The 16,157-nt window shown below is 39.5% G+C and carries 18 protein-coding genes; 12 read left to right on the forward strand and 6 right to left on the reverse strand.

All coding sequences use genetic code 11. The annotated features are described in order from the left end of the window. Positions 1–9 precede the first annotated feature (9 nt). The 4 genes from MKX39_RS21525 to MKX39_RS21540 all read right to left on the reverse strand — a co-directional run bounded on the left by MKX39_RS21525 (position 10) and on the right by MKX39_RS21540 (position 3,028). On the reverse strand, positions 10–360 hold the full coding sequence (locus MKX39_RS21525) for a helix-turn-helix domain-containing protein (RefSeq protein ID WP_340765359.1): 351 nt from the start codon (positions 358–360) through the stop codon (positions 10–12). Beyond that, complete coding sequence (locus tag MKX39_RS21530) at positions 357–1,289, reverse strand: replication-relaxation family protein (RefSeq protein ID WP_340765361.1); 933 nt, start codon at positions 1,287–1,289, stop codon at positions 357–359. Before MKX39_RS21530 ends, MKX39_RS21525 begins: the two co-directional genes overlap by 4 nt. Before the next feature lie 63 nt (positions 1,290–1,352). After that, positions 1,353–2,108: a S1 RNA-binding domain-containing protein gene (locus MKX39_RS21535; protein ID WP_340765363.1), complete on the reverse strand. Its 756-nt coding sequence runs from the start codon at positions 2,106–2,108 to the stop codon at positions 1,353–1,355. Further along, complete coding sequence (locus MKX39_RS21540) at positions 2,105–3,028, reverse strand: response regulator (protein ID WP_340771916.1); 924 nt, start codon at positions 3,026–3,028, stop codon at positions 2,105–2,107. The genes MKX39_RS21535 and MKX39_RS21540 overlap by 4 nt, the downstream gene beginning before the upstream one ends. A gap of 242 nt (positions 3,029–3,270) precedes the next feature. Between MKX39_RS21540 and MKX39_RS21545 the strand changes: the two genes are divergently transcribed. The 3 genes from MKX39_RS21545 (at position 3,271) to MKX39_RS21555 (ending at position 5,819) form a co-directional block, all read left to right on the forward strand. After that, positions 3,271–4,218, forward strand: a complete 948-nt coding sequence (locus tag MKX39_RS21545) for an OB-fold nucleic acid binding domain-containing protein (RefSeq protein ID WP_340765366.1) — start codon at positions 3,271–3,273, stop codon at positions 4,216–4,218. A 45-nt stretch (positions 4,219–4,263) separates the two neighbouring features. After that, the gene (locus tag MKX39_RS21550) at positions 4,264–5,319 is read left to right on the forward strand and encodes a hypothetical protein (protein ID WP_340765367.1); all 1,056 of its coding nucleotides are present in this window, start codon (positions 4,264–4,266) and stop codon (positions 5,317–5,319) included. A 119-nt stretch (positions 5,320–5,438) separates the two neighbouring features. Further along, positions 5,439–5,819: a hypothetical protein gene (locus MKX39_RS21555; RefSeq protein ID WP_340765369.1), complete on the forward strand. Its 381-nt coding sequence runs from the start codon at positions 5,439–5,441 to the stop codon at positions 5,817–5,819. A 547-nt stretch (positions 5,820–6,366) separates the two neighbouring features. Here MKX39_RS21555 and MKX39_RS21560 read toward each other — a convergent pair. Together MKX39_RS21560 and MKX39_RS21565 are read right to left on the reverse strand one after the other, a co-directional pair. Next, positions 6,367–7,665 carry a replication-relaxation family protein gene (locus MKX39_RS21560; RefSeq protein WP_340765371.1) on the reverse strand — a complete coding sequence of 433 codons (1,299 nt, stop codon included), beginning with the start codon at positions 7,663–7,665 and terminating at the stop codon, positions 6,367–6,369. A 167-nt stretch (positions 7,666–7,832) separates the two neighbouring features. After that, entirely contained in the window at positions 7,833–8,078 is a 246-nt protein-coding gene (locus MKX39_RS21565; protein WP_340765374.1) for a hypothetical protein, read from the reverse strand. A gap of 236 nt (positions 8,079–8,314) precedes the next feature. Between MKX39_RS21565 and MKX39_RS21570 the strand changes: the two genes are divergently transcribed. The 9 genes from MKX39_RS21570 (at position 8,315) to MKX39_RS21610 (ending at position 16,141) form a co-directional block, all read left to right on the forward strand. Continuing rightward, entirely contained in the window at positions 8,315–9,040 is a 726-nt protein-coding gene (locus tag MKX39_RS21570) for a helix-turn-helix domain-containing protein (RefSeq protein WP_340765376.1), read from the forward strand. Between the two features lie 131 nt (positions 9,041–9,171). Beyond that, positions 9,172–10,068, forward strand: a complete 897-nt coding sequence (locus MKX39_RS21575) for a hypothetical protein (protein ID WP_340771919.1) — start codon at positions 9,172–9,174, stop codon at positions 10,066–10,068. A 29-nt stretch (positions 10,069–10,097) separates the two neighbouring features. Next, positions 10,098–10,700 (forward strand): A24 family peptidase, encoded by a 603-nt coding sequence (locus MKX39_RS21580; RefSeq protein WP_340765379.1) that lies wholly within the window; start codon positions 10,098–10,100, stop codon positions 10,698–10,700. Between the two features lie 143 nt (positions 10,701–10,843). After that, positions 10,844–11,032, forward strand: coding sequence for a hypothetical protein (locus MKX39_RS21585; RefSeq protein ID WP_340765382.1), 189 nt, complete (start codon positions 10,844–10,846; stop codon positions 11,030–11,032). 91 nt (positions 11,033–11,123) lie between these two features. After that, the gene (locus tag MKX39_RS21590; RefSeq protein ID WP_340765384.1) at positions 11,124–11,312 is read left to right on the forward strand and encodes a hypothetical protein; all 189 of its coding nucleotides are present in this window, start codon (positions 11,124–11,126) and stop codon (positions 11,310–11,312) included. 79 nt (positions 11,313–11,391) lie between these two features. Continuing rightward, positions 11,392–11,580, forward strand: coding sequence for a hypothetical protein (locus MKX39_RS21595; protein WP_340765387.1), 189 nt, complete (start codon positions 11,392–11,394; stop codon positions 11,578–11,580). A gap of 78 nt (positions 11,581–11,658) precedes the next feature. Further along, entirely contained in the window at positions 11,659–11,847 is a 189-nt protein-coding gene (locus tag MKX39_RS21600; RefSeq protein ID WP_340765387.1) for a hypothetical protein, read from the forward strand. Positions 11,848–11,952: 105 nt separating this feature from the next. Next, positions 11,953–15,426, forward strand: a complete 3,474-nt coding sequence (locus MKX39_RS21605) for an RCC1 domain-containing protein (RefSeq protein WP_340771921.1) — start codon at positions 11,953–11,955, stop codon at positions 15,424–15,426. A gap of 232 nt (positions 15,427–15,658) precedes the next feature. Continuing rightward, complete coding sequence (locus MKX39_RS21610; RefSeq protein WP_340771925.1) at positions 15,659–16,141, forward strand: TadE/TadG family type IV pilus assembly protein; 483 nt, start codon at positions 15,659–15,661, stop codon at positions 16,139–16,141. Positions 16,142–16,157: the final 16 nt, after the last annotated feature.

Here is a 16,157-nt window from a genome sequence, read left to right on the forward strand (position 1 = left end):
GACCCGGCATTATGTCAGGTCCTTTTTTGTATAGCGATTCAATTGTTTTTTTAAGGCATCCGTTAAATCTTTAGGTGCCTTTTTCCCATGAAGCACCATCTCTTTTTTTAACATGTCCGAAAGCTCTATAAATGGTACATCAGGGATTTCATGGCCCGTTGCTTGTAAAAGTTGAGATAAGGACAATGGCAGGGAGCCTGCTATTAGTCTTAGACTTTCGACAGAAGGGGTGCGTTGGTCCCTTTCCATGCGAGAGATGTAAGAAGAGGATAGTCCTGTGGCTACAGACAACTCTTTTAAAGTCATCTGCTCTGCCACACGAGTCGTTCGCAACATTTCACCAAACGAATCATTCTTCATGGTCGGAAGGTAACTGCTTTGATTTCTCTCAATTTTTTTTCATCAGGTTCTTCAGCCTCATAGCGAAGGAATGCTCCCAATTCATACAGAGGAATGGTAGACATGCGTTCATCTGTCGTAAGTCGATACGAACGCATCTCTGTTGTCTCTTGTATCAATTTCCCTGCATCGAATGCGGTTCTGTCTCCATCACATAGAACAAACAATACTGGTGGAGTATCCGATTGGTAATAATACTTTTTCCACGCTCGGGTTACCAATATTGATTCTAGTTTCGCAGCTTTATCTCTAAACTGGGAAGGGAAATCATATTCTCTTACGACTTCTCCTAAAAAGCATTTAGGTAATCCGCCCACATCAAGTGTTAATTCAAAGGAAGGGACGATATTCTTTTTCCCCATACGCAATTCGGGTTCAGCTTTAAAAGATATGATTTTTTCTGGAATGCTTCGTTTTAGCTGGACGTAAAACTCTGTAACGGCTAAGGTCTTGGAAATTAGCTCAGAGGATTTCATATTGACCGTAGATACCCAATCTGTTGTATCTTGATTGGAATAATGAGCAAGTAGATATCGTCCGCCTAAGTCAAGGCAATAAAACTCCTGTGCTTCTGGATGAACCTTTTCCTCTTCAAAAGAAGAAAGCATGAATTTGTTTAGAATGCGATACCTCACCAGTTTTTCTAAACGAGCTTGAATGTTTCCACTCGATGATTTGTCAGCTAAAGCCATATGAATTTGTCGAGCCGTTGCGAAAGTCATTTGAAATAAGAACTTGGCAACATCTAGATCACGGTCTTTAATGACATCTGTGTTTTTCATTTTGACAATTTCGTTACGACCCACACTTAAGGTAAATTTGTTTTCAAATGTTTGTCGCAGATCTGCTGGTATAGTTTCGTGTTTGTCTGTTTTTAATAAGAAACTCACTTGTTTGACTCCTCTCTGATTTTAGGTATAAGAAAAAGGAGAGCAAAGCTCCCCTCTTTAGGATTAAGACAAGACACGTAAGATTTTTCCGCGTACGCGACCTTGTTCTTCATCTACTTGAGTGATTCGGAAAGATACTTTCATACCTTCTTCGATTTCACCAGTTGGAGGAATGGAGCAAAGAGCATCTAAATTTGGTGCAATACGCACGAATACTCCCCAAGGTTTCACGTTTCGAATCATTCCAAATACGATTTGGTCACGTTCGAACATATCGATACCCATGATCGTCGGGCTGCTATGCTTTTCCACCGCTTCGAACAGTAAACGTCCGCTTTCAGAAACTTTGCGAAGGCGAATGTTGATTTTTTCACCAATTTTCTTCACATCGCCAATAGCTGTGTAGTCATCTGCGAAATCTTGGTTTTTCAGTAATCCAGTTACGCCATCAATTTCCACATATGCTCCGTATTTCAGAATATTAATGATTTGACCGTTTGCTACTTCGCCTTCTTCTAAGCGTTTTACAACACCGTCTTTCGTCAATTGTTGTGCTTCTTTACGAGAGCAATAAACGATACCGTTTTCTAGGTCGATGCTCTTAATTGTGTAGTGAACTTCGCGACCAAGGAAGTTAACAAGCGAACGCCAATTAAGATCCACATCTACTTCTTCACGAACGATAACAGCTTTCACACCGTCTAAATCCATACCTAGGATATCTGTGTTTAACTCTTTGTCGAACTGAACTAACTTGATAGTTCCTTTCATAACTTTCTTTTCTTCCATCGCTTTTTCGAATGCTTTTTGGTTTTTCATTTTATTTCCTCCTGTTTTCTATTGAAAAATTTTTTGATGAGGGAGAAGAAGGACTCTTTGGTCTCTTGTGCATCTTCCTCTTTATTGATGAAATACACTTCCTCTGTGTACTCCGGGTTTAGTGATGATGGTGTTAATGTTGGAGACTCTTCCAAACTAGAGTTGTTGGGAGGGCGTATACGCGGTCTCCAAACTTCTGGCTTTAGAACAGGATCCTCCTGTATTTCTGCTGCCTCTTCATGAAAAAAATTTACTACTTGTGCAACATCGACTTCTGATTCAGGTTCCAATTCATTTACTGGCAGAAGCTCAAGTTCTTTCGAAATAGGCATTTGTTCGTAGTCTCTTTCAAAAACTAATTGATCCCGGTCAGATTTCACTCGAATGATACTGTCGGGCTCTTCTTTTGGAGAAGCCATAACTGTTACTTTCTGATTAAAAAAGTCATCTTCAGCATCATCTTGTACAAGGGGTACCTCCGCAGCGAATAGCTGTGGCTCCTTTATTTTTTCAGTTGAGTCAATTGTTTCTGTTGAGACTATCTCTGTTGGCTTCTCTGCAAGCTCTTCAGCAAGCTCATCGATCCGATCGGTCAAGAATCTAGGTTGAAACGGTTTGCGGACGACTAACTTCACGCCATGTTCCATGGCACGCTCGGATATTTCTGGTTGATTAGAACCATTTAATCCGAAGATAACCGGTGGGTTACTCAGTGTCCTGATGTACTCTAGAAATTCAAAACTGTCATTTCCTTCTAGCTTCAGATCAAGGAGAACGAGGTCCGGTTTCTTTGCTTCCAGAATTTGAATTCCTTCGTGCGAAGACTTGGCCTCTAGCGGTATATTGTAACCTGCCTGCTTTACACACCTTTGTATGAGGTTACGCATCGCATAAGCATCGTCAATTACCAGTATCCGCATTACTTCACCTCTTTCCTCACTTTATTTTATTCTGGTTGACTGTTGTCAATTTTATTTTACACACTTGGGCTATGTATTATTACTCGTTTTGGTCGAACGAATCATAATAAATGGGGGAACGATATTTAAACGGAATGAATTAGGAAGAAAACAACTAGAATAGAACAGTTTAAATCAAAAGGAGGGACGTCAATCTTTGCGTCTAGTTAGGAAGGTAACCGAATTAAAAAGGAGGAGTTCTTATGAACGCTGTTAAAAAGATTAATGAATCTACGGACAACGAACTGGGTGTTATTCAGGCTTATGTAACTAAGAAGGAAGAAAAAGAGAACCGGAAGAGTGAAAAATACTGGTTTTTACAGTTTACTGATTCTACCGGAACGCTTGCTTCTTTTGTATGGAACAACCATCCAGTTTATAAAGATGTGGAGCAGTTAGAGGAAGGTATGTTTGTATCTATAGAAGGGAAAATTTCTCTTGGAGTAGAACATCAGAATATTGACATTGTAAAGTTTCGCATAGAGAAATTGCCAGAGGTGGGTCTGGAGAAAGATACATTAATTAAGTTGAAACATCAACTTAATGAACATGTACAAGCAATCACCGATGATTCGCTGAAACAGTTGGTGTTAAATGTGCTATCTCGTTCGGATGTGAACAATCTTTATTTCAGTTCACCAGCAACTCTCATGAGCGGATTTTCGTACACAGGGGGAATTATTGTATCTGTTGTACGGTTGCTTCGCTTAATCGATAGTGTATCCGAAGTGATAAACGAAGATGGTCATGGAGTTAGTAGAGACTTGCTAAAGACTGTTGCCATCCTAGAGCCTGTGGGCAAAGCATTTGCGTATGAGATTAAAAACAGTCGTGTTTCACGGACTAAAACAGGCGAATTTTTCGAAGAACTTTATCTTACGATGAAAGTGGTCTTGGAAGAACTTATAAAAGTTGATATGCCACCTGAGAAAAAGTTGTTGCTTGAGCATTGTATTGGTTCTGCTCATGGAAGAAGTGACTGGGGAGACCTCCATACAGCAAGATCTAAAGAAGCTGTGATGTTTGGCATCATCTGGAACCTTAATTTGCAACTGGGGCATTTCGAACATTTGAGCAGTAAGTCTTCTGAAGGGCAAGAGTTTGCGAAACTCTTCCAAAAGAAAGTCTATCTAAAAACATTTGATAATTAAAGGGTTCGAGGCGTGGAAACACGCCTATAAAAAGGAGGATGCCATATGAGCATGCACTATTCAAAAGATAAAACAAAAGAATTGATTGATGAATTGAAGGGGAAAGGTCACATCAGCAGCATGGAAGACCTTTCTAAATTCATACAAAAAACGGGACTAGTAGTGAGTGAAACGGTGGGACGCCGTCGCTCACATATCGAAGTAAATCCTAAAGTTTACGGGGTTAATCTAACAGATAAAAATGAGGAAACACAAAAATTCTTTGCAGACCATGTAAAGCTAGGGAAGATCAATTTTATTCCAGACACGCTAGATAAAGAGCTTGGAAATGCAGAATCCAGTGTTCGTACAGCTAGACGTCGTGCATGTATTGGATTTGATGATAAATATATGCCGATTGAAACGTACAAAACCTTCTTGAGAAAATTTGAGGAACATAAAAAGCGGTATTTTGAAACGAGAGACAGAATAGTTGTTCAATGGGAAAGCTTAATGAAGCAATTTGAAAAGTCGCTTCGTGCCAGTTTAGACGACTTGAACGCGGTTGACCAAGAGATAGTCGTCACATCTATTCTTGCGAAAATCCCATCACGAGAAGAATACAAAGAATCCTTCTACATGGACTTAGAAGTTAAACCTTTTCCAGTAATGGAGAATTTGGATATGTTTGAGGATGATATCAAAGAAACAATTGCCCAAGGCATGCAAGGAGAATCGGTTACCACGATGTACGAAATTATTGCTTCTTGTTTGAATGATGGTTTCCAACAGGTATCTGCTGTGTTGTCGACTATTGAAAGAGGAAATTCGGTTACACAAAAATCGAAAACAGCTCTTCAGGATGCGGCTAAACGGATCAAGCAAAAGAATATTCTATCGAATGACCGAGTAAATGGCATTGCTGCTCAGATGGATAAGACATCCAGAATATCAGACCAAGATGAAATTGCAGAAAGAGCAGAGTCGATTGCATCGCAAATCATTGGATATGCAGAGGAACTATCTATCGGAACGAAAATTTCGACTACTAATAGCTCGCTTACGTATGAAGAGTTGCTAGAGATATATGAAATGGAATACGAAGAAAAAGAATCAGCATGAGAGAGGCCAAAAGCCTCTTTTTTTTTATATCTATTGCTAAATTGTCGAAATATAGAGGAATATTCTCGATTTTGGATATATTTATGCTAAAATATCTATCATGGAGAGGTGATTAGTAGATGAAATGGTTAGTAGACAAAGCAGATACGAGTAATATGACAATAAGATTTAAGAGCAGACGCAAGAAAACCGAAGGAATTGCCTATACCGTAATACTTTCCAAGAGCTTGAAAGAATACATTCAAGAAGAAAAGGTCACAGGAATTCGATTTGGTTACGATACGGATAAAGGACAGACCAAATTAGTAATAGGTTTCAATAAGGAAGGTCAAGGGGCAAGTTTACTTAACAATAAAAAGGAAATTCGCAGTTGGTTTGAAGTGACGGAATATATTGAGCAGTACATGGAGGAAGGAATCGAAGTAAACCTATTAGTAGATTACCAGATTACCCTTCGGAAAAACGGCACACTCCTATTGGAATTAGAGAAAAAAGAATAGGTAATCCTGGTAATGAGCATTCTGCTGTATAGCGGAGTGCTTTTTATATCCTCTCGTATTTTAGACGTTAGCTTCTCTGGATACCTCGCAACCAGAACGATGACATTATATATATTCGGGATACTTTAGAAAAAACACAAAGTATCCCGAACGGAGTACTTGTTGACTGAATATTCCGACATAATGAACCAATAACCTATATACAATCACGTCACAGTTTATTCCCGCAATCGCAAAGAGTCTTGCTGAACAATAGAAAATTAAAAAAAACTTAGAATTTATATATAACTAAACAACATAATATAAAAACGGAATATTCCGACATAGTGAGCCAATAACCTATATACCGTAATGTTACATAGTATTTCCTCCAACAGCACGAAAGTAAAATAATCTTCCTAAAAAAATAAAGGTACTGAAAAGACACCTTTTATGAAAAGCAATGAATAAATTATTACGGATAGTAGTCCTTAAGGTAGCAAGGTGCTCGTCATTGTCGAAGTTGTTTTTTAGATGCAATACAAAAAAGAGCCCAAAATGGGCTCGGTTATTCAAAGGTGTGTGGCTCAAACACCCGTCGTTCTAATCCAGCATTTTCGAAAGAGTACAAATTTCCGAGTAAGTCAAACTGAAAAAGAGCTCTGTGGAAAGAGAGATGTTCCATTCTGTGAATTGTGGTGAAGAATATGTTTTCTTGCGTGTGCATATCAATCATGCGTAGATCGTCTCTAATTTGCTGTTCAGATTCAGCAACTATAATATAGCCTATCTTCCGTTTGAATCGGTTCTGGAAGTAAAGAGTATTCTTTTCCCAATAGGAAACTTTTGCCACTATACTGACAGGAGCACCCTCATAATCGTCTACTAAGAACTCTTGTATTCTACCTTCTTTAACTAAAATTTTCTGCTCCTCATCTAATTTACGGATATACCATCTATAATCCGCATCGGGAAAGAGTCTGGACAATCTGTCTCCATCCGAGGTTACAAATTTGTGTTTTACGGAAAGGAAATGCTCTATTTTTCGAGCGTTCAGGTCGTTTCTAGTGAAGGATGGAATGAGAACATTGGTTAAGTATGCCAATAAGTCTTCTTTGGAACCAACCATTATGTCAAAATCCGCTTCCATCTTATCTAAAAGCCGTTCATAAATCGTGTGCTTAACCAGAGCAACACGTTCTTTTGTACGAACCACATTTTCGCAGATGAAAAATACCACGATTCGCTTTTCTCTAAATGCATATTCTTGCGAATTTAAGAAGTTACGATAGTTTTCCCACTTATCGCACAGTTGTTTTCGGGATTCCGTTCCCATATCCATCTCTAAAAAGAGATCAATGTCGGCAAAGGAAATCATTCCATCTGGTCGAATACTTGTGTATTGCGAGACATACTTTTCGTCATAATATCTCCATGGAATAGATGGTTGTGTAGCCATATACTCAATAACAAACTGATTCAAATGTATTTGATGGTTGATGAGTTTGGGATACATGCTGAGTTCAGATGCCAAGTAGTAGCCACGACGGACCACTTTTCTTTTAGAGTCGTAGATATTCGTGGGCAACTCGAAAAAGTGTCGTATGATTTCAATTCCGAGTGGAGTGAGGAAATAACAAATGCGGTCTCCAAGGTACTCTTCTTCTTTTAAAAGCTCTTCTTTTTTCAACAATCGTAAAGATGTTTTTGTAATCCTTGTTGCTTTGGCATCATCTAATGTTTGTCTTTGTTGTTTCAGTTCTTTTATTTGCAAGAGTGATAGACACCGGTATTGATAAATCATATACAGAATATCCACATCTTGTTGTTTTAGTGTTTGCAGTAATTCATTCAATGGTTTTGCCATAGCTTTCCCTCCATAAAAAAATTCCGCTGTATTATATGCGGAATGGAAGGAAGGTACGCTCATAAACGGTCGCATGATGTATACCTATATATTTATTTGTTGACTATAGTATATTTGTTATCGTAATATGTAAGGAACACTATACAGTGTTCCGATTATTAATTGGATTAAGATGCGATACGGTGGTGTTTGAAGAAGTAAGTATCGATAGCTTGTAATACTTTACCAGTAGTTTCGATATTCATGCGTTTAACTTGGTAGTCTAAAGCTGAACCGGGATACTTCTCCATCACGCTCTGAACAAGACGATCGCAAATTTCATAGCGATTTATTCTTGTTTCTGCTTTTACAATTTCCTCAATCATTAATTTAGTTCCTCTTGTTAAGTGGTAAGAATCAGCTTTGTTAATCATATTATTTTTCCCCTTTCGTTCTGCTTATATTTATAACTTAAGTATATCACCATTGTACACCACAGTCAACGAAAATAAAAAATATATACTATATTGAACAAAAATGTTTCTTTTGTACTATCTTTGTGGTATAGTAAGGATAAGAGTTAAATAATAGTTAAATAATAGTTACACAACTTTAGAAACAACAAATAATATTAGAGAAAAGGGGTGAAGCAGCTTAGGCTGCGGCATATATGGATATTTTATTAGAAGAAAGAAAAAGACTTGGAGATTGGTACTTAGAATTTATAGAAGAATCGTCTAAAAGAGACAATCGCGTAGCTATTTCTCGAATCGATAATTTAATACGAGAGACTATGGGATTTGAAACTGTAGAGAAGATTGAAATGATCGAAGAAGAGATAGAAAAAGCTCGTAGTTCTAAAAAAACAGGATTAACAGAAGAAGACGTAGCTAAATTCTACAGAATCACAAGAATGTTACGAAAGCGAATTGAAAAACCAAAGTACTCAGAAATTGGAGAACTTATTAAGAACTTAAGATTAAGTAAGGGGCTTTCCCTTCGCCAAATGCAAGAAGTATCTGGTATTAGCTCTTCATACATACATCGAATTGAAAAAGGAGACCGAAAAACTCCTTCAAAAGAGATGTTGGAGAAGATTGCGATGGCACTTGACCAGGATCCAGTTGCTTTTGTTACTTTAGCAGAAGGGAATTCATCCATTAAGCAAACTGGTTCAACAGGAAACTCTGCGATAAATGTAGAAACTCTTTTATTTAATACTCCATTAGCCATCAAAGGTCGTGATATTGATGAGGAAGAGAAGTCTTTATTTATAAAAACTGTAATTCACCTATTAAATTGTGACTTTGGTGAAAAAAAATATGCGGAAATGATTGAATTAATGGAAATGGCAGAGAAATTTAAGAGAGAACAACAAAAAAACGAACAAAAATAAATAATAAGATAAACGGTCGCTCCTACAATGGGAGCGGCTTTTTTTTATTCCAATTGATTAAACATACTTTCTTTCATAGATTAATGGCCTTGTCACTATAATAGCCAGAGAAATACGAAAAAAGGGGTGGAATGATGAAATTTAAGAAAGTACGGAACGAGGGTGGCTATGTCACTGTCCCGTTTTTGTTGTTTGCAGCAATATTAACGCCTATTATTCTTTTTCTAGTAATTGAAATAACACAATCATATTCAGCTAAGTCGAAGATCGAAATGGTTGCGGACAACATGGCGAAAGCTGGGGTCTGGCAAATTGATGAAGAAGAATTGAAAGAAGGAGAAATTGTCCTTGATATAAATAAATCTCAAGCTTCAGTAAACAACTTGCTTGCTAGCGAGTTTGGTGAGGGTACCGGTCAACTAGACAGCATGCCTATTCAGGATGTTGCTATTAATGAGAGAGCCACCGAGACAAGCCGAACCGTGCGAACAGAAGGTGTTCAGTTCCAAACTTCAGGCCCATCGGTGTTTATTGGACTACATGCATATACAAAGCCAATTTTTTTACCGCCTGTCATAGAGGTTCGAGCAGCTCAGGGACTCGGTCTTAGGTGGAGAGATAAAGTGGATAAAACATATACTGGTTCGTTATCATTTGGAAGTTTATCTGCATCCAAAGTCGTGAATCCCGCAATTTATGATAGACAAGACTGGCCAGTTACTTCTCCAGACTTGCATATGGCAAGTGGAGGAAATGTCTCTGTTTCTGTTTCCGTTTCACCAAGCAATCCTGAGAAAGAAACAGCAGAAGTAAAAATGCTATTTGTCGGAGGGGATCATTCGTTGAGCTTTGGTAACTCTGCAAGTTTCACAGTCCCAGAGGACGCACCAATCGGTTCTATGCTTGTTGTAGAAGCTATTTTCACTTCATTAGAAGACGGCTCGACCCGTGAAGAGTCTGCAGTTATCGGACAGGTTACACACGAACTGAAAAAATTACTAATCACGGAACGCATACATCCAAAATAAAAGGAGGGAAGGGGCATGTCCCCGTCTATATGGAAACAATGTATTTAATAATTGCAATTGTAATCACCTTACTGCTGGAGTTCGGAATATGGCTGAACACCAGAAAGGAATATCCGGTGTCATGGAAGTGGCTAGTGGGAGTTATGATTTTTACTGTTTTGCTGTTCCCTCTATTAAAAGTAAATTATGACATGCTATTTCAACGACCGGCAGTTTTAGTTTTTATTCCCTTCGTTGCGAATTTATTGATGATTGGCATTATCGACTGGAAACACCAACTAATCCCGAATAGATTGTCAGCTTTCGCATTTGTTCTTTCTGGAATCTACTGTTTATCTTTGTGGTCAGCTTTCGGAAAAGAGTTAATCCTTGGTGGGATAGTCTTATTAGGCATCTTTGTACTATTATATGTCTTTGCCAAAGGGGCCTTTGGAATGGGAGATGTCAAACTGTCACCATCTATCGGTTTGATGATTGGGCTTTCGAGTGTTGGGGAATTCATGATGTTTACCATGATTTGTGCAGCATTCCTATCGCTTATTTTAATCGCTTGTAAATTAAAAAACAGAAAAGACAAGATTGCATTTGGCCCATTCATGGTAGTAGGATTCCTTATTTTATGGATGTTCTAGGGAGTTCGGCATATTTTTGGAGTCGCGAACTAGATACAATGGAATACATTTTTTGGACCCGCATATGATAGTTACGTAAAAGCGTTGGCGGAGACAGCGAAAGCTAGAATCGCAAGGCTTATCAATTTAAAGGGGGAAAAAACGTGAAGAAAATCATCCAATCGCTCAAAGCGAAAGCTGGTTTCATTTCGGTGGAAACAGTAATCGTGGCAGCATTACTAATTGGTTTAGGCGTATTCGCTATCAGCCAGTTCGTAACAGTTGGTACAGATGCTTCTAATGCAGCAGTAGATGCCGTAACTGACGCGTTATTGATCACTCCAGGAATTTAATTATTCCACTAGACTGGTTGCTTACGAGTATTCCAGTCAACACCTTGACACAAATAAAACAAAAATAATAGAAATCGGAGGAAACAAACGAATGAAACAAATCATGAAGAAAATGCGTGAAAAGGCTGGGTTTATCTCAGTGGAAACAGTAATCGTGGCAGCGTTACTGATCGGTTTAGGCGTATTCGCTATCGGTCAATTCGTAACAGTTGGTACAGACGCTTCAAATGCTGCAGTTGATGCAGTTACAGATGCGTTGCTAATCACTCCAGGAATCTAATACTAGTTTGGCAGTCGCCTTTTTTGGCGACACACCAACTGCTAGTTCGCAAAAAAATAAAATCAGGAGGAAAACACACATGAAAAACATGATGTCTAAACTACGCGAAAAAGCTGGGTTCATCTCAGTTGAAACGGTTATCGTAGCAGCATTGCTTATCGGCTTAGGCGTATTCGCTATCGGTCAATTCGTAACAGTTGGTACAGATGCTTCAAATGCTGCAGTTGATGCAGTTACAGATGCGTTACTGATCACTCCAGGAATCTAATGCTAATCTAGCAGGTGTCATTGTGACGGCACGCTAACAGCAAGTTCCAAAAAAAATAAAAATAGGAGGAAAACACACATGAAAAACATGATGTCAAAATTACGTGAAAAAGCTGGGTTCATCTCAGTTGAAACAGTAATTGTAGCAGCATTGCTTATCGGCTTAGGCGTATTCGCTATCGGTCAATTCGTAACAGTTGGTACTGATGCTTCAAATGCTGCAGTTGATGCAGTTACAGATGCGTTACTGATCACTCCAGGAATCTAATTGAAGAAGACCCTTAATTGGGTCTTTTTTTTGTCTTACTTGGTTATATTTGGTAATTATTAACTAGGCTGTGCATAAAATAAAAAAACTACAAGGAGGAAAAAAATGAAAAAAGAAACAAATAAGCAATACAGAGCACGAAATGTATTATTTAGTAGATTTATCAAGACGTTCTTAGCATCTTCTTTACTTTTGTCTGGAGCTGCGACGACAATTGGGCCAACAGGATTGTCATTATCACATATGCAGGTTGCGGAAGCTGCTATTGAACAAGGAATTTTTGATGTCATCGTAAGTGGGTATAACCACTCCCTCGCTATCACATCCGATGGAAGCGTTTATTCATGGGGAAATAACCAGAAAGGGCAGTTGGGAGATGGAACAAAAATCAACAAAACCATACCAACGAAAGTGAATGGATTATCAGATGTGGTCGCTGTTGATGCTCGTGGTATGCACTCCTTAGCCATCACCTCTGATGGCAGCGTGTATACATGGGGAAATAATGATAGTGGACAATTAGGCGACGGAATGAATACATCCTACAACCCTGTACCCACGAAAATAAACGGTTTATCAAACGCAGTGGCTATAAAAGCTGGAGACCAGCACTCCTTCGCTATTTTGTCGGATGGAAGTGTCTATGGGTGGGGATATAATGTGCACGGACAACTTGGCGATGGGACTGAAATAAATAAACGTATTCCAACAAGAATTAGCAACCTCTCGGATGTAGTGTCCGTCGAAGCCGGGGTGATTCACTCCCTCGCCCTCAAGTCAAATGGTAGTGTTTATGCGTGGGGATGGAATCATACTGGACAGCTTGGCGATGGAAAGACAACACCAAGAAGCACACCAACTATAGTAAACGGACTCTCCGATGTCGTCTCAGTCAAGGCTGGGAACAACTTCTCCCTCGCCCTAACTTCAGATGGAAGTGTCTATTCGTGGGGAGAGAACAATTATGGACAGCTGGGAAATGGTACGACAACGCAAAAAAACACAGCAACAAAAATAAACGGACTTTCAGAGGTAATAGCCGTCGAAGCTGGACGGCAGCACTCGTTAGCTATCACCTCAGACGGCAGTGTCTATGCGTGGGGTTATAATGCGTCTGGAGAATTGGGTGACGGAACAACATCGAACAAAACCGCACCAACCAAAGTATCTGGCCTGTCGAATGTGGTAGAAGTTAAAACAGGAAATAGTTACTCGCTTGCTATCACCTCGGACGGTAGTGTCTATGCATGGGGGTATAATGCTATGGGACAACTTGGTGACGGGACCATTGCAAATAAGAATAGACCAACATTACTAGCAGATATCAAAGTAGATTTCGGAGGGGAAGCTGAACTTAAGGAACTAATTGCCATGGCGATAGCTTCAGTCGAAAAATCAGAGAATACGAAACTACAACCTGACTTAGATGCTTCTCGTTCTCTTGTAAACGCCTTACCTGATAGCAAAGAGAAAACAGCTTTGACCGAACGATTAAATGTTGTTCAAGACACAATCGATGGAATAACAGCTTCTTATGAAGAAATGATGGCAGAACTTGTCGACATGAAAGCTTACTTGCTCACTGGTGAAGGTTCGAAAGCTGATGTTTTGGCTATGCGTGAAGCTTTAAATGACATCTTGAACAATTCAAAGTCATTACTAAACGACTCTCACCGATCAGAAGTAGCCCATACTATACAGGATGTACTGGACATCATTGGTTTACTTGAAATCATCTGGGACAAAATCGCAAGCGGTGAACTTGCAGGACTAGATGAGCTAGTAACTCAGTTGCCGGAATCTACACTAAAAGACAATACGAAACAAGAAGTAGAGGCTACGAAGGCAGATGACATAGATGCGAGTCTTGCAGAAGCAACAACTTCCGTGGAAAAAGCGGAACAATTCAAACTTCAAGCAGATGTGAACACATCTCGTTCACTTGTGAACAGTCTGCCAGATGGCACGGAGAAAACAGCTCTTACAGTTCGCCTGAATATCGTGCAAAAAACAATTGACGATGCAAAAGCTATAGCTACTCAGATCGCCCAAGCAACGACTTCTGTGAAAAAGGCAGAAGGCTCGAAGATACAAGCAGATATAGACGTAGCTCGTTCGTTAGTAGAATCATTGCCTAACGTTTCCGAGAAGACTACTCTTATACAACGGTTAAATGCTATCGTTGTTACTCCTGAAGGTGCAGAGTTGTTAAAAGAAGCACAAGAGACTGTCGAAAAGTTAAACGACCAGTCGACAAAAGAGCAAGTCGCAGGTGCCAAAGAACTAGTTGCCAAATTACCTGAAAGCCCCACGAAAACAAGGCTAAGTGAAGGTATTGCGACAATCGAGGCTAACCAAAAGGCGATGAATGCAGTAGCTCAAGCAGAGAAAATGCAAACGAGCTACAATATCACTTTAGCAGAAAAAGCCATCAATCAGCTATCAGACGGCCCGCTCAAAACAGAACTGAGTGAACGAATTCAACAACTAAAACTGACTCTAGATGCTGAAAGTAAAGTAAAATCGGCAGAACTGACGAAACGTGAACCGTACATCACGGAGGCTAAGGATAGCATAGCCAAGCTAAAAGATTCTCCAAAGAAAACCGAACTTGCCAATCGTATGAAAGTTATTCGAGATGCACTTGCAGCTGAAGTGGAAGTTGCACTTCTAGAAGAAGCAATAGCCCATGTGGTGTTAGCAGAGCAACATAAAAGGGATCCGTATCTAACAAGTGCGAAAGATCTTGTATCGAAGCTAAAAGAAGGAACCGATAAAACAGCTTTGGAAAATCGACTAAAAGCAATCCAAGATGCTGCTCCAGTAAAACCAGAGGCTCCTGTAGTAGATCCAGCTCTTCTGAAAGCAGCAGAGACACAAGTTTCTTACGCAGAACGCTATAAGCGTGACCCGTACCTCACGCGTGCACAGGAGGCAGTCGGCAAACTTCCTACAAGCGAGGTAAAAGCAGCTCTGCAAGATAGATTGGACATTCTCTCCAGTGGAGCTAGTGACCAAGTCGAAGCAACAAAGCTAAAAACAGCGACCGATTCAGTTACAATTGCTGAATCAGCTAGTGATTTATTCGTTATCGAAGAAGCTCGTTCGCTTGTGAACGGACTAAAAGATGGCGAAGCGAAGCAAGTACTAGTAGACCGCTTAGATGCAATCGAAGTAACCGAAGCGATGCAGTTTGCCTATGACTTAAAAGCCGAAATCGAGGCCATCACCGATGCAACAATTAAGAAGGCACTTCAAGAAGCTTACACAGCAGTTGGAGTGGCGAAAGAACGCCAAACCTCAACGTATATGACAAAGGCTTCTAAAAGTATCGAAGCCCTAAGCAAATATACGGCGACTCAAAGTGAAGTCATCGAGAAACTTTCTACATTCTTCACAGACATGCAGAAAGAACTCGAAATGCAAAAGCTCATTGTCGCTGCTAATAATGCAGTCGCTCTTGCGGAGAAATACAAACGTGCCCCGTACTTCGCAAAAGCTCAAGCTGCTATCGATGTATTGTCTGAGGGGAAAGCAAAAGCTGACCTTCAAGCACGACACGATGCAGTTATGAATTGAACGAGATACTAATCACTATTTAATAGTTGACTCTCTTGTTATCTGGCAGTCCTTTCATAGGGCTGCTTTTTTGTTCCTTCAAAAGAGTAGTGTTTGATTTCGGTAGTGAACCAAAAAGACCTGCATATCATAGACCAAGCGAATCGTGTCGAATGATTCAGATTAACGTTGACCTCTGTATATAAATTATTTATAATGTATACTACAGGCAACATAAAAGGGAGGTGCTCTCTTGTTTCTATTGAAACAGTGGAAGAGAGAAGAAGACGGTTATGTGTCTGTCGAGGCGGTTTTTATAGCATCCATTATGATGATTATGGCTTATCTAGTTATAGCTTTCTTTTTGGTTTTAATCTCTTACGGACATGTACAACAAGATGTACGGTCATTAAGTGTAATGGCTGAAAGGCAAGGAGGATTAACGGATAGAGACATTGAGATATTCGAAAATACACTCAAGAATTATTCATTTATTGACCATTCCAATGAAATAGAAATATCTCTTGTGACCGAAAGTGGCTTACCAACAATGGACATCGATCCTATTGGAACTGGTGAGGTATATGTGTCGAGAGATTCAGGGGAGCTAATGGTGATGAGAGTAGAAACTCCTGCTAACAATAAGATGCTTAAACCATTGATAAAAGTTTTAGGTTTAGAAGGTTCTATCGAAAGCTATACATTCAAATCTTCGTTCTATTCAGAACGATACTAACAGAAAAAGGAGAATG

The organism is Psychrobacillus sp. FSL K6-1464 (assembly GCF_038003145.1).
Classification (GTDB): Bacteria; Bacillota; Bacilli; order Bacillales_A; family Planococcaceae; genus Psychrobacillus; species Psychrobacillus psychrotolerans.